The organism is Devosia sp. J2-20 (assembly GCF_055808475.1).
This window is the reverse complement of the sequence record NZ_CM147870.1, coordinates 159,781-178,986: the sequence shown is the minus strand read 5'-3', so window position 1 is coordinate 178,986 and position 19,206 is coordinate 159,781. Positions and strand designations below refer to the sequence as shown.

At 59.5% G+C, this 19,206-nt stretch carries 8 protein-coding genes and 1 pseudogene; all 9 read right to left on the bottom strand.

Annotation, left to right across the window (positions count from 1 at the left end):
• Positions 1-22 precede the first annotated feature (22 nt).
• A pseudogene (locus AC0L37_RS00840) lies at positions 23-1,686 on the bottom strand (methyl-accepting chemotaxis protein); the annotation flags it as partial.
• A gap of 330 nt (positions 1,687-2,016) precedes the next feature.
• Complete coding sequence (locus AC0L37_RS00835; RefSeq protein ID WP_282222250.1) at positions 2,017-4,434, bottom strand: methyl-accepting chemotaxis protein; 2,418 nt, start codon at positions 4,432-4,434, stop codon at positions 2,017-2,019.
• A 204-nt stretch (positions 4,435-4,638) separates the two neighbouring features.
• Complete coding sequence (locus AC0L37_RS00830; RefSeq protein WP_282222251.1) at positions 4,639-6,669, bottom strand: methyl-accepting chemotaxis protein; 2,031 nt, start codon at positions 6,667-6,669, stop codon at positions 4,639-4,641.
• Positions 6,670-6,883: 214 nt separating this feature from the next.
• Complete coding sequence (locus tag AC0L37_RS00825) at positions 6,884-8,839, bottom strand: methyl-accepting chemotaxis protein (protein WP_212659781.1); 1,956 nt, start codon at positions 8,837-8,839, stop codon at positions 6,884-6,886.
• Positions 8,840-9,115: 276 nt separating this feature from the next.
• Positions 9,116-11,197 (bottom strand): methyl-accepting chemotaxis protein, encoded by a 2,082-nt coding sequence (locus AC0L37_RS00820; RefSeq protein WP_282222252.1) that lies wholly within the window; start codon positions 11,195-11,197, stop codon positions 9,116-9,118.
• Positions 11,198-11,421: 224 nt separating this feature from the next.
• A complete protein-coding gene (locus AC0L37_RS00815; RefSeq protein ID WP_282222253.1) occupies positions 11,422-13,485 on the bottom strand; it encodes a methyl-accepting chemotaxis protein in 2,064 nt (687 codons plus the stop codon).
• A gap of 267 nt (positions 13,486-13,752) precedes the next feature.
• A complete protein-coding gene (locus AC0L37_RS00810) occupies positions 13,753-15,834 on the bottom strand; it encodes a methyl-accepting chemotaxis protein (protein ID WP_282222254.1) in 2,082 nt (693 codons plus the stop codon).
• A gap of 160 nt (positions 15,835-15,994) precedes the next feature.
• A complete protein-coding gene (locus AC0L37_RS00805; protein ID WP_282222255.1) occupies positions 15,995-18,544 on the bottom strand; it encodes a methyl-accepting chemotaxis protein in 2,550 nt (849 codons plus the stop codon).
• Between the two features lie 246 nt (positions 18,545-18,790).
• Positions 18,791-19,180: a response regulator gene (locus tag AC0L37_RS00800; protein ID WP_212659782.1), complete on the bottom strand. Its 390-nt coding sequence runs from the start codon at positions 19,178-19,180 to the stop codon at positions 18,791-18,793.
• Between the last annotated feature and the right edge of the window lie 26 nt (positions 19,181-19,206).

Below are 19,206 nucleotides of genomic sequence, written 5' to 3'. Positions count from 1 at the left end.
GTGGCTTGCGTGAAGCCGAGCGGGCACTGTCAGCCATTTTGAAAACGTCGACGATAACGTCCAACTCGCTGGCCTGGGCTTCGGTCTGCTCGATCGCCGCATTGGTCTGCTCGACCAGTGCCGCGTTATGTTGGGTCATTTCGTCCATCTGACGTACCGCAATCGAGACCTCGTCCAAAGAGGACGACTGCGCCTGATTGGCCTGCGCGATGGAATCGATCAACGCTGAGCTTTCCTGCGCCCCGTTCAGAATATCGAGCAACTTCTCGGCGGCCTGACCAACCAGCCGCGAGCCAGTCGAGACCTCTTTGGCGCTCGCCTCGATCAGTGCTTTGACGTCGTTGGACGCATCAGCTGCCGATTGCGCAAGCCGGCGCACTTCGACAGCCACCACCGCAAAGCCCTTGCCGGCATCACCGGCACGCGCCGCTTCAACCGACGCGTTCAGCGCCAGTAGATTGGTCTGGAAGGCGATATCGTCGATCATGCCGATAATGTTGGAGATCTTGCCTGAACTTAGCTCAATGGCCGCCATTGCCCCATTGGCATCCTTCATAACAGCGCCGCCCTGAGTGGCATTGCTCGAAACGTCTCGTGCTTTCTGGCTAGCCGTAGCTGCCCGTTTGGCATTGTCGAGCACGACAGCCGAAAGCTGCTCAACCGAGGCCGATGTCTGCTCAATTGTGGCTGCCTGCCGGGTGGTGCGTTCAGACAGGTCATTGGCACCACTGAGAATTTCGCTGGTCGCGGTCTTGAGTGCCCTCGATGTCCCGCGCAGACTGACGACAATATCGGTCAGACGCATCAGCGACTGGTTGAAGGCCAATCGCAATTGCTCGAACTGGCCCGAGAACTGGGTATCGATCCGCCCCGTCAGATCGCCTTCCGCCATCTTGGTCAGACTGCTGGTGAGTTCACCGCAGATGCGTTCATCGCGTTTGCGGGCCGTGATGTCAGTGGCAAACTTGATCACCTTGACCGGCTTGCCGCGTGCATCCAGCACCGGATTGTAAGACGCCTGGATCCAGACTTCCCGCCCCCTTTGCCAAAGCGCTGGAACTCGGCCGCCACATATTCGCCGGCACGCAATCGCTCCCAGAATTGCTTGTATTCCGTCGACTTGGCGTAGCCTGGGTCACAAAACATGCTGTGGTGCTTGCCAACAATTTCGGTGAGACCATAACCCACCGTCTGGAGAAAATTCTCATTGGCGTTGCGCACGCTGCCATCAAGATTGAACTCGATCACGGCCTGTACGCGCGAGATGGCCGCAATCTGCGCTTCATGGTCTGCGGCGCGGTTGGTCTGTTCCGTAATGTCGGTGGCGAACTTGATGACCTTGATCGGCTTGCCCGCCTTGTCCAGAACCGGGTTATAGGTCGCCTGAATCCAGATCTCGCGGCCACCTTTGGCAATCCGCTTATAGGCTGCAGACTGGAACTTTCCCGCTGCCAGATCACTCCAGAATTGCTTGTACGCTGCTGATTTCGCATCGTCTGGATCAACAAACATACGGTGATGCTTGCCGACGATCTCATCGAGCCTGTAGCCAAGCGCGCCGAGGAAATTCTCGTTGGCGCTCAATATCGTCCCATCCAGCTGGAATTCGATAACCACCTGGCTGCGCATGATCGCGTCAACCTTGGCTCGCTCGTCATTGTTGATACGCGAAAAAAGTCCATTCATTACAGGCCCTCCAGCCCCCGGCCGCCGCCAAGCACTGGCGCGTCAACCGGTCCAAGAAAATCGAATAGCTATGAAATAGGATGCGCGCCGCCAGCGCGTCATGACGGGCCGCCGGACGAAATACTGTCCGGTGGGCTTTGGCTTGTATCGGCATTGGATTGAGCATGAACGATCGATCCGTAAGCGCAGGGCGACCTGCGCAGCGATAAGATCTGCGTCCACCATGAAAGCTATTGCAGCGTGGTTAATGTTCAGTGAAGGCGCCGGTAGCAGACAAAGTAAAGGGTGCCCAAGGGCACCCTTTAAGTCGTTCAGAACGCGCGCTGGTGATTAGCCACCCGAGGCAAATTTGAGGCGCGGTGGCGGTGCGTAGCCATGTTCATCACCAGCCCTTGGCTCCAGCGTGAAGACGCTGATCACCCGATCGAGTTCGCTGGCCTGGGCTTCGGTCTGCTCGATGGCCGCGTTGGTTTCCTCAACCAGCGCCGCATTATGCTGGGTCATTTCGTCCATCTGCCGCACCGCGACGGTGACTTCGTCGATTGAGGACGCCTGCTCGCGGCTGGCGCGGGCGATACCCTGCAGCAAGAGGGCGTTGGACTTGATCGCTTCCTGGACTGCCACCAGACGTTCAGCGGCATCACCCACCAGACGCGACCCGCCATCGACTTCGACAGCACTCTGTTCGATCAGTGCCTTGACGTCAGCCGAAGCGGACGCTGCCGACTGTGCCAGACGCCGCACTTCCACCGCCACCACGGCAAAACCCTTACCGGCATCGCCAGCGCGGGCTGCTTCAACCGACGCGTTCAGCGCCAGCAGATTGGTCTGGAAAGCGATATCGTCGATCATGCCGATAATGTTGGAGATCTTGGCCGAAGACTGCGTGATGCGATCCATCGCGGCCGTCGCCTGCCCCATCACCGCGCCACTGGCTTCCGCATCGCCGGAAACCGAATGTGCCTGACGGCTGGCCGCATCGGCCTCATTGGCGTTGTCCAGCACGGTGCGGCTGAGCTGCTCGATCGCCGCTGAGGTTTCTTCAATAGTCGCTGCCTGACGCGTCGTGCGCTCGGAAAGATCATTGGCACCGGAAAGAATTTCACCTGTCGCCGTCTTGAGCGCACCCGAGGTGTCACGCAATTGCATGACGATATCGCTGAGCTGCTCGGCCACGGCATTGGTGTCCGACTTGAGCTGACCAAAAGCACCCTTGTACTCGCCATGCATTCGCACGCTGAGGTCGGCACGGGCCAGCGCCGCCAGCACGGTGCCGGTTTCATTCAGACCACGGTCGACCGTATCGACCAGCGCGTTGACGTTACTGGCCAGCTGGCGCAGATCGGCGTCAGTCTGATCAGCCGCCAGACGCTGTGAAAAGTCGCCATCAATCGCAGCACTGACCACAACACCGATATCGCGCTGCAGATTCTGGATAACCCGCACCTGACCGGCGCGTTCGTCGCTCATATCCAGCTCGGCCGCGCGCAGATCGCGCATCTTGAGGCCATTGCTGCGGAACACTTCGACCGCTTCGGCCATATAGCCCAGCTCATCGGCGCGCTCGAGACCGGGCACGACCAGCTCGAACTTGTCATCGGCAATCTCGGCCATGGCATCCGTCAGACGCGAAACAGGCCGGGTAATGGTGCGGGCCAGCAACACACTGACAATAGCCGCCAGCACCAGCATGATCGCGCCAATCCCCAGCATGGTATTGCGCAGACCCGCCGAAGGCGCCGCAATATCGGCCTGGCTTTCAAGCGCCACGACAGCCCAGTCAACGCCGCCAAAGCTCAGCGGTTCACTGGCCGCCACATAGGCAGCGCCCTGATGATGCTCGAGCGGCGCCATTGCCGCCGTGCCCCCAAGGGCCGCAGTGACCGCAGAGCCTTCGAGCTTGAGCGTAAACACGTCATTCTCAGGCGTGCCCGGCGCGTCATTGCGCACCAGATTGTCCTGGCCAACCAGGAACATTTCACCGGTTTCGCCAAGCCCCTGCGTACGGTTCAGCACCGCGCCAATGCGGGTTGAGGACATTTGATAGGCGATCACCCCGATCAGCCAGCCCTGATCGTAAACCGGCGTCGCGATAAAGCTTGCTGGCGCTCCCGCACTCGGACCATAGGCCGCAAAATCGGTCAGGAAGACCTGACCGGCCTCTGCGGCCATGGCGGCGCGCACCACCTTGCCCAGTCCAGATTCAGCCCATGGCCCGCCGTTCTCGGCAAAATTGGTGCCGAAATCGGCTTCCTTGGTGACCGAATAGACATTGTTGAAACCGGTATCAAATAGGAAAATGTCGTAGTAACCGCGCTTGAGTAGCAGGTCGCGGAAATCAGAATGCAGCGCGCGGTGGTGCAGATCATAGACCGGCAACTTGTCCGAACTATCGAGCAGCAGGCGTTCGCCAGCGGCGTTTGGGTTCTGCGCAATATAGGCATCCTGCAGCAGCTCAGTCGGGTCACCCTGACCTTTGAGCGAGCGCATGGCGCCGGAGAACAGATCGATATTGGCAGCGATTTCGGCACGCCCCGCAAACAGCGTCAGATCCTCGGAGACTTCCTTGAGATAGGCCGAAAGCGCCGACGTCGCATTTGACGCGGCCGCCGACAGACGCTGCTCAGCCTGCTGAGTGACAATGGCATTGCCAGCAAAATAGGCCGCCAGACCCAGACCGGCACCTGTCGCCAAAGCGATGATCACCACCATAGCGGGCAATTTGAAGGCAAGTTTCAACTGGGGCATGGAGACTTCCGGAGTTGCGGCAATACTGCCTTGTAACAAGGCATGCCCGCAGCTCCTCTCCGCGGTCATGTCGTCTAAAACTCTACTCAGCTATTGGTTAACGAAGAGCTTTCAGCTTTGTCAGCCAACCGTCACAAAACAAACGAAAAACGGCGGTTGTGGATATCCACAACCGCCGCCCGTCAGGTCAAATTTTCGATCAGTCTAGAATTCGTTCCAGTCGGCCGAAACCGCTGCGTTGCCGTGACTGAGATACTGCGCGGCAGCCTTGCGGGCAGGCGCGGCAGCGCGAGGCGCTCCCTTTGGTGCGGCAGTTGGCTTTGGCGCCATCCGCTGACCGGACGAGCCCACCGTCGTGAACACCGCCACGATCTGGTCGAGCTCGCTCGCCTGACCTTCGGTCTGCTCGATTGCCGCATTGGTTTCTTCAACCAGTGCTGCATTGTGCTGGGTCATCTCGTCCATCAGCCGGACAGCGACGTTGACTTCTTCAATGGCCGAGGCCTGCTCGCGGCTTTCGCGGGCAATGCCTTCCATCAGCTGGTTATTGGCGCGAGCGCCTTCCAGCATGCTGGTCAGACGACCAGCTGCATCGGAAACCAGACGCGAACCCAGGCCGACTTCACCAGCCGACTGCTCGATCAGCACCTTCACGTCAGCCGATGCGGCCGCCGCCGACTGTGCCAGGCGGCGCACTTCGACAGCAACCACGGCAAAACCCTTGCCCGCATCACCGGCGCGCGCCGCTTCAACCGAAGCGTTCAGCGCCAGCAGATTGGTCTGGAAGGCGATGTCATCAATCATGCCGATAATGTTGGAGATCTTGCCCGAGCTGGTTTCGATCGCCGTCATCGCCTCATTGGCCTTCTGCATCACCTCGCCGCTTTCCTCAGCGGTACGGGTAACTGCGCTGGCATTGGCACTGGCATCCTTGGCGCGATCAGCATTCTGCAGCACCGTGCTGGCCAGCTGTTCCATGGTCGCCGAGGTTTCCTCGATGGTCGCCGCCTGCTTGGTGGTGCGTTCGCTCAGATCGTTTGCGCCGGCCAGGATTTCGCCTGTTGCCGTGCGCAGCGACTGCGAGGTGCTTTTGAGGCGATCCACCACATCGGTGAGGCGATCAGCCACCGCATTGGTGTCAGACTGCAGGGCAGCAAAAGCGCCCTGATATTCACCACTCATGCGTTCGGTCAGATCGGTATTGGCCAGTGCCTTGAGCACGTGACCGGTTTCGTCCAAACCGCGTTCGACGGTCGCCACCAGGCTATTGACGCTGCCCGCCAGCGTGTTCAGCTCGGGATCGGGAAATTCAGCGTTCACGCGCTTGCTGAAGTCGCCAGCAATCGCGGAATCCACAACTTCACCAAAGGCGCCCTGCAATTCAGTCATCATGGTGCGGCGCTGGGCTTCGTCGGCGACAATGCGCGCCGCTTCCGCCTCGGTCATCTCACTCACCTTCAGGCCATTCTCACGGAACACTTCCACCGCCCGCGCCATATCGCCGACTTCGTCACCGCGTGTCTGGCCTTCAACCTCAACACTGAAGTCACCGGCCACCAGCGAGCGCATGGTCTTGGTCAGCTTTGAGAGTGGCTTGGTGATCGAGCGTCCGATCAACCCGGCTACCAGCAGAACGATCAACGAGATACCGCCGCCAATGGCGCCCTGCATCACATTGGTTTCAAAGGCAGCTTCCTTAAGATCATCGACGTAGATACCGGTCGCGATCGACCAGCCCCAGGGCTTGAAATGGGACGCATAGGTCACCTTTTCGACAGGTTCTTCCTCTTGCCCACGGGTATAGAGATAATCGACAAACGCGGTGCCGTTGGCCTTGGTCTTGGCGAGGATCTCGGCGAAGAACCGCTTGCCGGTGGGGTCTTCCAGCTCAAGCTGGCTGGTGCCCTCCAATTGCGGAGCGATTGGGTGCATCACCAACTGGCCAGCATCATCAAAAATGAACAGGTATTCGGTGCCGCGATAGCGCATGGCGCGTACGGCTTCCTTTGCGGTGGCCTGGGCAAGCTCGACGCTGACCGCGCCAGACTCACTCAGTTCGTACTGTGATTTGACGATCGACATCGCCGCCTCGGTGATGGATTCCAGCTCGGCATGGCGCAGATCTTCGCGCGTGGAGTTGAGCTGGCTGGTGCCCATGAAGGCCATCAGGCCCAGGGTGACGAGCGAAAGCGCCACCAAAGCATAAATTCGGCTGACGATACTGAGTTTTGGCATTCGGTTCAGACTTTGAGTTGCGAGGGCCCACCGCAGTCGGCGACAGTCACGACAAGGGTCGCAACTGACACGAACCGGCTGAACACCGACGTTTAAATTTCCCCTCGGGAACAATTTATCGAATCCGCCTTAAATCCCGGTAAACTCTGGCTCTGCGCAAAAAAAGGTGGGCGCCTGTCGGCGCCCACTGAAAATGCTCTGGTCTGGACCGACCCTAGAACTCGTTCCAGTCCGTGGACACTGCAGCGTTGCCGTGGCTGAGATATTGCGCTGCGGCCTTGCGGACCGGCGCCTCCGCCCTCGGTGGCGCCTTGCTTGCAGGTGCCAGTTTGGGCGTGACGCGCTTGGCTGATGAGCCGGCAGTGGTGAATACTGCTACGATCTCGTCGAGCTCGCTCGCCTGACCTTCGGTCTGCTCGATGGCCGCATTGGTTTCTTCCACCAGCGCCGCATTGTGCTGGGTCATCTCGTCCATCAACCGGACGGCAACGGTGACCTCTTCAATGGCCGAGGCCTGTTCGCGGCTTTCGCGGGCAATGCCTTCCATCAGCTGGTTATTGGCGCGGGCCGCATCCAGCATGCTGGTCAGTCGCGCTGCCGCATCCGACACCAGGCGCGAACCCAGATCCACTTCGCCAGCCGACTGTTCGATCAGCACCTTCACATCAGCCGAAGCCGAGGCCGCCGACTGCGCCAGACGGCGCACTTCAACGGCCACCACGGCAAAGCCCTTGCCTGCATCACCAGCCCGTGCCGCTTCAACCGAAGCGTTCAGCGCCAGCAGATTGGTCTGGAAGGCGATATCGTCAATCATGCCGATAATGTTGGAGATCTTGCCCGAGCTGGTCTCGATCGCCGTCATGGCCTGGTTGGCCTTTTCCATCACCTGACCACCCTCTTCGGCAGTCTGGGTGACCTTGCTCGCATTGACGCTGGCATCCTTGGCGCGATCGGCATTCTGCAGCACGGTGCTGGCCAGCTGTTCCATGGCGGCCGAGGTTTCTTCAATGGTGGCAGCCTGCTTGGTGGTGCGTTCGCTCAGATCATTGGCACCGGCCAGGATCTCGCCCGTTGCCGTACGCAGCGACTGCGAAGTATTGCGCAGACGATCAACCACATCGGTCAACCGATCAGCCACCGCATTGGTGTCAGACTGCAGCGCCGCAAAGGCGCCCTTGTAGTCACCGGTCATGCGTTCGGTCAGATCGGTATTGGCCAAAGCCTTGAGCACGTGGCCCGTTTCGTTCAGACCACGCTCGACTGTCGCCACCAGGCTGTTGACGCTGCCTGCCAGCGTGTTCAGTTCGGGATCCGGGAATTCCGCATCCACCCGCTTGGTGAAATCGCCAGCGATCGCGGAGTCCACCACATCACCAAAGGCACCCTGCAACTCGGTCATCATGGTCCGGCGCTGCGCTTCGTCGGCGACAATGCGGGCAGCTTCGGCTTCGGTCATTTGACTGACCTTGAGCCCCTGTTCACGGAACACCGCAACGGCGCGCACCATATTGCCGATTTCGTCGGCGCGTTTGTCGCCTTCGAGATCAATATCGAAGTCATTATTAGCAAGCCGTTCCATATTGGTGGTCAGCATTGCCACTGGCTTGCTGATTGAGCGTCCGATCAACCATCCCAACGCCAGTACGAGTACCATCACACCCGTTGCGATGCCCGCACTGGTCAGAGCAGATTCCCAGAAGATGGTATCAACCGTGGTCAACAACACACCCGAGGCAATCGTCCAACCCCAGGGCTCAAACGCCTGAGCATAGGTTACCTTGTCCTTGAACACGCCATCCTTGTCTTTGAACGCATAGTTCACAAAGTAGCTGCCGTCGGCCTTGGCGCCGTTGATCATCTCTTCCATGTAGCGCTTACCGTTACCGTCGGTAACGTCGCGACGTTCAGTGCCTTCCTTGGCCGGCTGATAGGCATGCATGACATTGATGTAGTCATAGTTGTCGACAAACAGGTACTCATCACCCTGGTAGCGCATGCTGCGCAGCGCATCGAGTGCACCGTTCTGGGCTGTTTCGACAGGTAAAGTGCCACTCTCGGCAAGGGCGTAATAGCTCTCAACAACACCGACGGCGGCCTGCACCACGCTCTGAATTTCGGTGCGTTTGAAGTCACCGAGATTGGAGCGCAGGGAGACCAGCTGGTAGGCCACGATACCCGTCAAACCCAGGGCAAACATAATTAGAAGACTGGAAAGGCGGCGTCCAATGCTGCCAGTGAATAATTGTGTCAATGCTGTTCTCCAGTCTTCGGCACCGCTGCCGCCTACTCTGCCTTCATACCGGGAGGTTACTTGGTCAGTAGGATCATGAAATTCATCCTGCTAAATATTCCACGGCGGTATTAAGGCTGGGTAAACCACGTGGTAATAGGGCAAAAAATGGGCGCCTCGCGGCGCCCATAATTCGTGCAGTGATATGTAGGGTAATCAGAACTCGTTCCAGTCCTTGGCGATCGCCGCATTGCCATTGCTGAGATAGGACTGCGCCGCCGAACGGACCTTGTCCACGATACCCGTCGGCGCCACTGTATCTGGCCTGGATTTGCGGGCCACCGGTCGCGCCGTACCCTCCACGATGGTGAACACATCCACGACCCGGTCCAGTTCACTGGCCTGAGCCTCGGTCTGCTCAATCGCCGCATTGGTCTGCTCAACCAGCGCCGCATTGTGCTGAGTCATTTCATCCATGGTCCGCACAGCAACCGACACCTCGTCAATGGCCGAAGCCTGATCGCGGCTGGCCTTGGCTATGGCCTGCATCAGCGCTGCGTTCTCGTTGACAGCATCGAGCATGGCGGTCAGCTGGTTGGCCGCATTGGACACCAGCTTGGAGCCGCCGGAAACCTCGCTGGCGCTCTGCTCCACCAATGCCTTGACGTCGGCCGATGCGCTGGCGGCCGACTGCGCCAGACGACGCACTTCCACGGCCACCACGGCAAAACCCTTGCCGGCATCGCCAGCCCGTGCCGCTTCCACCGAGGCGTTCAGCGCCAGCAGATTGGTCTGGAAAGCGATGTCGTCGATCATGCCGATAATGTTGGAGATCTTGGCCGACGAATTGGTGATCCGCTCCATGGCCGCATTGGCCTCAGCCATTGTCTCGCCGCTCTGGGTCGCACTGCCTGACACTGTCTGTGCCTTGCTGTTGGCGTCTTCGGCCATCCGGGCATTTTCAGATACCGTCGCAGCCAATTGCTCCATGGCGGCCGAGGTTTCCTCAATGGTCGCGGCCTGCTTGGTGGTCCGCTCACTCAGATCGTTCATACCCGAAAGGATTTCACCCGTGGCCTGCTTGAGCGCACCCGAAATCTGCTTGGCATTGCCAACCACCTCGGTGAGTTTTTCGCTTACCGCATTGGTGTCGGTCTGCAACCGCGCAAAGGCGCCGTTATAGGTGCCGGTCATGCGCTTGGTCAGGTCCGTATTGGCCAGGGCGCCAAGCACTGTGCCGGTCTCGCCAATACCGCGATCCACTGTCTCAACCAGGCTGTTAACGCTGGTCGCCAGCGAGTTGAGCTCCTCATCGGGGAACTGGGCATGCACGCGCTTGGAAAAGTCGCCCGCAATAGCGGCATCGACCACTTCGCCAAACGCCGCCTGCAGCGCCACCATCATGTCCGTCCGCTCTTCGCGGCGACGCACTGAGGCGGCCCGCTCTTCTTCAGTCATTTCGCTCATCTTGAGACCGTTCTGACGGAAGATCTCGACGGCCCGGGCCATCTCACCAATTTCATTGCCGCGGTCGGCATAGGCGACTTCGGCAGCGAAATCGCCATCGGCAACAATTTTCATGGTCTTTGCCAGGCGTGGCACCGGCGCCATCATCAGACGCGAGAGCATGTAGCCAATCGCGCCAAGCACCACCAGCGCGGCCAAGCCAACCACCAGCAAGACGTTGAGCGTATCGTAGATCACCGCTTCAACCGCAGCCTTGTCGATACCAACAAACAGGATGCCCGAAACCACGCCACCCTGATCAAGGATCGGCTGATAGGCGGTAAAATAGGGGCGCCCGACAATCGAAGCCTCGCCGAAATAGGTGACGCCTTCCATCATCGATTTATAGACAGCACCATCCTTGCCCAGCGGCGTACCCAGAATGCGCTCGCCAGCGGCATCTTCAATGGTCGTGGTCATGCGGATGAAATCCTGCTCGGTTTCATCCCAGCCAAAGATCGTGGCGGCCTCGCCTGTCACCCGGGCGATGGAATCCACCAGCCCGTTATCGATAAAGCGGCGCGGCATGCTCCAGGTCTGGATCCCGGCAAGATCGCCGTTCTCGGCCCATTGCACTTCTGCGCCCGGCAGACTGCCCTCAAGAATGGTTGCCGCCGCCTTAAGATTGGTGATCTGCTGCGCCATCGCCGTATCATTGGTCGACGCGCTCAGATTGATGTATATCGCCGCCGAAACAACCGACACCGAAACGATAATCGCTGAAATCACCAAAGCGGCGATCATGGTGGTCAACTTGATATTGCCAAAGAATTGGCCAACGCGCTTGATCATACCATTTGCCCTAATACCTGCGCGCTGCACTCAAGTGTCGCGCCTAATTAATGTGCAAAATTATCAGGTCCCGATTAACTGAGTGTTTAATACGGCCAGCGCGCGCAAGCAGCGCTCTATCGTGCTGGCAACAAACAAATAATTCCGAAAGACTTGGCCTCAAAGAAAATCCCCGCCATGCCTGAGGCATAACGGGGACGATCATCGTGCAATCGTTGGAGCGGTCAGATTTCGTCCCAGTCCTCTGCCAGGGCGGCATTGCCGTGTGTACCCAGATGAGGAGAAGCAGAGACCAGGCGGTTCTGCAGGGCGCGCGCGTCCTGCTGCTCGCGCTGCGCGCCCTGACCCTGCAGGGGTCCGATCTGAAACACCTCCACGATGCGATCCAGCTCGGTTGCCTGCGCCTCGGTCTGCTCAATCGCCGCATTGGTCTGCTCGACGAGTGCCGCATTGTGCTGGGTCATCTCGTCCATGGTCCGCACCGCGGTGGTCACTTCCTCGATCGCTGAAGCCTGTTCACGGCTGTCATGGGAGATCGATTCCAGCAGGCTGTTATTGCCACGGGCCGCTTCAAGCATGCTGCGCAGCTTGCCGGCAGCATCGCTGACCAGCCTTGAGCCGGAACTGACTTCGTCCGCCGACTGCTCGATGAGCACTTTGACTTCGCTCGATGCGCTGGCGGCCGACTGCGCCAGACGGCGCACTTCCACGGCCACCACGGCAAAGCCTTTGCCCGCATCACCAGCGCGGGCCGCTTCAACCGAGGCGTTCAGGGCCAGCAGATTGGTCTGGAAGGCGATGTCGTCGATCATGCCGATAATGTTGGAGATCTTGCCCGAGGATTCGGTGATCCGCTCCATGGCCAGCGTCGCGTTGTCCATCACCTCGCCGCCTTCTTCAGCGGTACGGGTAACCTGCGCCGCATTGCTGCTGGCTTCCTTGGCCCGATCAGCATTCTTGAGCACAGTGGTCGCCAGCTGTTCCATGGCAGCCGAGGTTTCCTCGATTGTTGCGGCCTGCTTGGTGGTGCGTTCGCTCAGATCATTGGCACCCGACAGGATCTCGCCGGTCGCCGTCTTGAGCGAGCCCGATGTATGACGCAGCTGACTGATCACCTCGGTCAGCTTGTCAGCGACAGCATTGATGTTGGTCTTGAGGGTCGCAAACGCGCCCTCATAGTCGCCTTCCATCCGTTCGGTCAGGTCGGTATTGGCCATGGCGCCAAGCACCTCGCCCATTTCCGCCACACCGCGATTGAAGGTCGACACCAGATTGTTGACGCCCGAGGCCAGCCCATTCAGCTCCGGATCGGGGAATTCGACGGTGACCTGCTTGGTGAAATCGCCCGCGACGGCGGCGTCCACCACCACGCCAAAGGCGTCCTGCAGCTCGCTCATCATCTTCTGGCGGTTTTCCTGGTCCACGATAATGCGGGCCGCCTCGGCCTCGGTCATTTCGCTGACGCGCAACCCGTTCTGGCGGAACACCTCGACGGCGCGGGCCATGTTGCCCACTTCATTGCCCATCTCGGTATAGGGAACATCAACCTCGAAATTGCCTTCGGCAATCGCATCCATCGAACCGCCCAGGCGTGGAATGGATCGGGTGATCAGGTGCGAGGCCACAAGCCCCACCAGGCTGAGCGCCACGGTAACCGCACCGCCCACGATCAGGATCAGCGTGAGCACACCATTTGCCGTCGCCTGCACCGCAGCCATTGGCGTGCCAACAAAGATGGCACCCATGATTTCGCCGCTCATTTTCTCGATCGGCTGCAGAGCCCCGAAATACTCGACCCCGTTGACGCTCAGTTCGCCGACATAGCGTTGGCCAGCCATCAGCGGCGCATAGGCCGGGTTGCCTTCATCGAGCACCATATCCGCGACGCGCTCGCCGTCAGGGGCAGTCAGGCTGGTGGTCTTGCTGATCATGGTGTTGGTGGCCGAATCCAGCACATAAATGGTGGCATCCTGCTTGGTGACACGCGTCACCGAGTCAATGATTTCACTGTCGTAGAATGGCGGGATGGCCCAGCTCTGGAAGCCATCAATCGTCCCGTCCTCGGCCCAGTTCAGCACCGAGCCGGAAATGCGCCGCTCCAGAATTGTCGAAGCAACCGCCAGATTGGAATCCTGCTGCAATTCGCTGTCGACGACCGATTGGGCATGAAGATTGAGATAGATCGCCCCCGAGACAACGGCAATCGAGCCAATGATGGATGTGATGACCAGCGCCGCAATTGCTGTGGTCATTTTGATATTGCCAAAAATCTGGCTAAATTTACGCATGTCAAATCCCCCCGGACCGGGCTGAAACGGCGCTCGACAGCGCCCGTAGATTAAACCCTCAGACCGCAAAATACGACACAGGCATTAACTGTTCGTTGTCCACAACGCGCCGCAAACGATTGCATTTCGCAATTCAGTCGTACCTGGAGCTGTTTTCATCTTGGTCTTTCGTCGCAACGTCTGCATCACGCGGCAGATCGACTTGGCGTGAACGTCAAAGGGCGCCCAGTGGGCGCCCTTGAAGTCGTTTTTGATTGCTGGGTGCTATCAGAACTCGTTCCAGTCCTGATCAATGGCCGCACTGCCATGACTGAGATAGGCTTTGGCCGCCGCCTTCTGCCGCACCGGGGTCGCTTCAACACGGCGCTCGGGCGCGCGATGGCGTTCTGGCGCACGCGCGTGGCGGGTGCCATCATCACCAACAGCGAACACGTCAACGATCCGGTCAAGCTCGACGGCCTGCGCTTCGGTCTGCTCAATGGCGGCATTGATCTCCTCGACCAGCGCCGCATTGTGCTGCGTCATCTCATCCATCTGCCGCACGGCAACAGTGACTTCCTCGATCGAAGACGCCTGTTCCTTGCTGTCGTGTGCAATCCCTTCCATCACCAGACTGTTCTCACGAATGCCTTCAAGGATCGCCTCGAGCTTGCCAGCGGCATCGGCCACCAGCTTGGTTCCCCCAGAAACCTCGCTGGCGCTCTGTTCGACCAGCAACTTCACATCAGCCGAAGCCGAGGCCGCAGACTGCGCCAGACGGCGCACTTCAACGGCCACCACGGCAAAACCCTTGCCGGCGTCGCCAGCACGGGCCGCTTCCACCGAGGCGTTCAGCGCCAGCAGATTGGTCTGGAAGGCAATGTCGTCGATCATGCCGATAATGTTGGAAATCTTGCCCGACGAGCTGGTGATCTTTTCCATTGCGCCGGTCGCCTGGCTCATCACCGCACCACCCTCTTCAGCGGTGTGCGAAACAGTCTGCGACTTGCGGCTGGCCTCATCGGCCTTGCGGGCGTTTTCCAGAACCGTGGCCGCGAGCTGCTCCATAGTGGCGGAGGTTTCCTCGATTGTGGCAGCCTGCTTGGTGGTGCGCTCGCTCAGATCATTGGCGCCACTGAGGATTTCTCCGGTCGCTGTCTTGAGCGTACCCGAGGTCTCGCGCAACTGGCCAACCACTTCATTGAGCTTGTCGGCAACGGCGTTGACGTCCGATTTCAGCGTGGCAAAGGCGCCCTCATACTCGCCTTCCATGCGGTGGGTCAGATCGGTATTGGCCAATGCGCCCAGCACCTGGCCAATGCCCACCACACCACGATTGAATGTCTTGACCAGCGAATTGACGCTGCGCGCCAGTCCGTTCAGTTCGGGATCAGGGAATTCGACTTCCACCTGCTTGCTGAAATCGCCGGCGACGGCGGCATCAACCACCTGACCGAAGGCGGACTGCAACTCGGTCATCATCGCCTGACGATCTTTCTGATCGGCGATGATCCGTGCCGCCTCGGCCTCGGTCATTTCGCTCACCCGAAGGCCATTGGCCCGGAACACTTCAACGGCACGGGCCATGGCGCCCAGCTCATTGCCGCGGGTGACATAGGGCACTTCGGTAGCAAAATCGCCATCGGCAATGGATTCCATGGCTGCCGCGATTCGGGGAATCGGACGCATCAGCAGGCGTGTGATCACCAGGCAAATTGCGCCCATCACCGCGATCAGGACCAGCCCCATCACCACCATGCCGGGCACGGCACTATTGGCGGCGGCCTCGGCGAGTGCTGCATCACTGCCCACAAAGAAACCGCCCAGCAGATCGCCCTTGAGATTACTGATAGGCTCGAAAGCGCCGAAGAAGCGGGTACCCTGCATCGTCACTGTGCCGAAATAGGGTTCAGCGGCCGCCAGTGCTGCGTGCTCGGGCGAACTCGTGTCGAGCGCAAAATCAATCACCCGCGAGCCGTCTTCGGCTTCAAAGCTGGTGGACTTGGCGATGAACTGATTGGTCTCGGCGTCGAGCCCGAAGATCACGGCTTCACCGTCGGTGATGCGCGTCACCGAGTCGATGGCGCCAGTGTCATGGAAGAACGGGATGTTGTAGGTCTGGAACGCCTCAATGGAGCCATCCTCGGCCCAGGTGACAACCGACCCGGACAGGCGCTTTTCCAGGATCGTGCCGGCTACCTGCAAATTGGCGTCCTGCTGTGCGATCATCTGATTGACCGACTGCTTGCGCAGATCAAAATAGCCGTTGACCGAATAGGCCACGATGGTGACCGTGATGCTCATCAACACCAGCCCGGCAATCGCCGTTGTCAGCTTGATGTTACCCCAAAATCCGGAAATGGCTTTCATAAAACGTCTCGCTCCCCCGACGAAAAAACACGTCGACTTGTATGGTAGACAAGTTAAGCCAAGGGTTCTTAACGTCAGGTTGCCGCCCGAAACCGGTTGCAAAGGCCGTCATGACAACGGGGCCCGCGGGCCCCGTTACGTGATCTCCAGTTATGCGCCCCTAGAATTCATTCCAGTCGCGGTCCACCGCAGCGCTGCCGTTGGACAGGTATGACTTGGCCACCGATTTGAGTTTGTTCTGCAGCCCGCGTGCGCCTTCGGCAAAACCATTGCCCGGGGTCGCCTGAGCCGCAGGTGCCATTGGCGCCCGGCTGTGCTGTTTGGCCGATGCCTCATCAATGGCAAAAATGTCCACGATGCGGTCCAGTTCGGTGGCCTGCGCTTCGGTCTGCTCGATGGCAGCATTGATCTCCTCGACCAGAGCCGCATTGTGCTGGGTCATCTCGTCCATGGTGCGGACCGCTGTATTGACCTCGTCAATCGAGGAGGCCTGTTCGCGGCTTTCCTTGGCAATTCCGTTCATCAGCGCATTGGAGGACCGCGCTTCGCTGAGCATGGACTCCAGCTTGACCGCCGCATCGGCCACCAGACGCGAGCCGCCCTGCACTTCGTTCGCCGACTGCTCGACAAGCACCTTTACATCCGCCGAGGCCGAAGCCGCCGACTGCGCCAGGCGCCGCACTTCCACGGCCACCACAGCAAATCCCTTGCCTGCGTCACCAGCACGGGCTGCTTCCACCGAGGCGTTCAGCGCCAGCAGATTGGTCTGGAAGGCGATGTCGTCGATCATGCCGATGATATTGGAGATCTTGGCCGAGCTATCGGTGATGCGCGCCATGGCCTCCGTGGCCTGGTGCATCACCTGACCACCCTCTTCGGCGGTGCGTGTCACGCTCGACGCCACTGTGGAAGCCTCGCTGGCCCGCTCGGCATTGGCCAGCACGGTTGCTGCCAGCTGCTCCATGGTCGCCGAGGTTTCCTCAATCGTGGCAGCCTGCTTGGTTGTTCGCTCGCTCAGATCGTTGGCACCACTGAGGATTTCACCCGTGGCGGCCTTGAGCGTCCGCGAGGTATCCTTGAGCTGGCCCACCACTTCGGTGAGCTTGTCGGCCACCGCATTAGTGTCGACCTTGAGTTTGGCAAACGCCCCCTCATAATCACCCGTCATGCGCTGCGTCAGATCGGTATTGGCAAGGGCGGCGAGGACTTCGCCGGTTTCGCCAACGCCACGATTGACCGTGGCCACCAGATTATTGACCGAGCGAGCCAGCGTATTGAGCTCATCATCGGGGAATTGAGCGTCCACCTGCTTGCTGAAGTCACCTGCAATGGCCGCATCGACTACCGCACCAAAGGCGCGCTGCAAGTCCTGCATCATGGCGGCGCGCTCGGCCTGACTGCGCACGATCTGGGCCGCTTCGGCCTCGGTCATCTGCGCCACTTTCAAACCATTCTCGCGGAACACTTCGACCGCGCGGGCCATCGCGCCAATTTCGTCAGTGCGGTTTGCCCCGCGCACCTCGGCGGCCAGATCACCCTCGGCCAGTGTTTCCATGGTCGTAGTCAGCCGGCTGATCGGGCCACTGACCGAGCGGGCAAAGAAGTACCCGGCAATGGCAGCAATAGCCAACAGGCCGCCACCAATGGCCAGCATCATGTTGCGCATATCGGTGATCGGGGCATAGGCCTCGTCTTCGCCGATTGCCGTCACCACGGCCCAGTTTACCCCACCAAAACTGAGCGGCTGAGCCGTCAGGATCAAATTCATGTCGCGATAATCGCTCGACACGCCGCTGGCTGCGGTACCGCCAAGCGCGGTGGTGATCACGGGATTATCGAACTTGGTGATCAGGGCGTCTGGCGTATCGGAAAAACGGGAATCCGAACGCATCAGATAATCGGCACCGACAAAGAAGCTCTCGCCGGTTTCACCCAGTCCATCAGACTTGGCCATGATCGCGTCAACCGAGGCCGTCGACAGGGCCGCCGCCAGCACCCCAACCAGCTTGTCGCGGTTGTTGAAAACAGGTGTCGCCACAAAGCTTTCCGGTGCCCCGGCTGCCGCGGCATAGGGCGAGAAGTCCACAAACGCTACCTGCCCTGCTTCAGTCATGGCAGCTGCAGCTTGGTAAGCACGACCAAGACCGGACGCGGCGCCGTCACCGCTCGCCAGATTGGTGGCGAAATCGTCGCGTTTCTTGACCGAATAGATCAAATTGCCATCGGGATCGATCAGCATCAGGTCGGCATAGCCACGCGCATCCTGCTGGCGCCGGAATGCCGGGTGCACCTTGGAATGCGCAAAGTCGTAATTGGTCCGCTTGGTCTCGAGCGAGACATCGAGCAGTTCGCGCTGCTCCGGGTCAGGGTTGTTGGTGATGTAGGCCATCTGCAGCGCATCTTTGGGTTCCTGTGGCGGCTTTGCCGTCAGGAATTGACCCCAGGTGATGTTAAAGTCGCGCAGGACCGTCTGCGTGGATTCAGTGGTCGCGGTGATCACCAGATCCTCGGCAATGCTGCTGAAATAGGCTTCAAGCTCGGAGGCTGAATTTCGGGCAATGGTATCGATCTGCCGCCGCGACAATTGATCGACCGTTGCCGATCCAATCAGGTAACTGGCGATCCCCACGCCAACGCTGACCAACAAGGCCGACCCGACCAGCGCCAGTGGCAGCTTTTGGGCGATCTTCAACTGTGGCAGAAATCCCATTGAACACTCCAGCTTTCCTCAATGACTGCCATGCCCGGCGCGTAATCGCGTCATCGGGCCCCATCGGCAATTGACGGGTATAGCGGCAGTCCTCCCCAGACCGGATCAGGCCGATCTGTGGAAACGATACTCCTGCTCCATTAACCACTTCTTACGCGCGGCGAAGCAGCCGAAAACAGTTGAGCCCCCGACCCTTGTGGGGGGCGGGGGCTCAACTTCAGGCTTGTAGTAGGCGCGGCTGCTGAACTAGCTCAGTGCCCCGATCACGGCCTCGATACGCTTCTTCATGGTCGAAGCGTCGAATGGCTTGATGATATAATTGTTCACGCCACACGTAATGGCTTCCTTGACCTGCTCCTTGTCGGAACGGCCCGTTGCCATGATGAATGGCATGCCCTGAGTACGCGGATGCTTGCGGATCACCTTGAGCAGGGTCAGCCCGTCAATGTCTTCCATGTTCCAGTCGGAAATGATCAGATCGACATTGGCTTTTTCGAGCTTTCCCAAGGCATCACGGCCACTCTTGGCCTCAATGATGTCTTTGAAGCCGAGCTGCGTGAGGATGTACTTGCAGATACCGCGCATGGACTGCTGATCATCGACGATGAGAACACTGACTGCGCTGGCTTTAGGCATGTTCGAATTCACCTTCCTGGTGCCGG

What these genes read in the sequence shown, in the direction of transcription:
- AC0L37_RS00835 (WP_282222250.1), bottom strand. Translation starts at nt 4,434, where the DNA reads ATGCCCCAGTTGAAACTTGCCTTCAAATTGCCCGCTATGGTGGTGATC.
- AC0L37_RS00830 (WP_282222251.1), bottom strand. Translation starts at nt 6,669, where the DNA reads ATGCCAAAACTCAGTATCGTCAGCCGAATTTATGCTTTGGTGGCGCTT.
- AC0L37_RS00820 (WP_282222252.1), bottom strand. Translation starts at nt 11,197, where the DNA reads ATGATCAAGCGCGTTGGCCAATTCTTTGGCAATATCAAGTTGACCACC.
- AC0L37_RS00815 (WP_282222253.1), bottom strand. Translation starts at nt 13,485, where the DNA reads ATGCGTAAATTTAGCCAGATTTTTGGCAATATCAAAATGACCACAGCA.
- AC0L37_RS00810 (WP_282222254.1), bottom strand. Translation starts at nt 15,834, where the DNA reads ATGAAAGCCATTTCCGGATTTTGGGGTAACATCAAGCTGACAACGGCG.
- AC0L37_RS00805 (WP_282222255.1), bottom strand. Translation starts at nt 18,544, where the DNA reads ATGGGATTTCTGCCACAGTTGAAGATCGCCCAAAAGCTGCCACTGGCG.
- AC0L37_RS00800 (WP_212659782.1), bottom strand. Translation starts at nt 19,180, where the DNA reads ATGCCTAAAGCCAGCGCAGTCAGTGTTCTCATCGTCGATGATCAGCAG.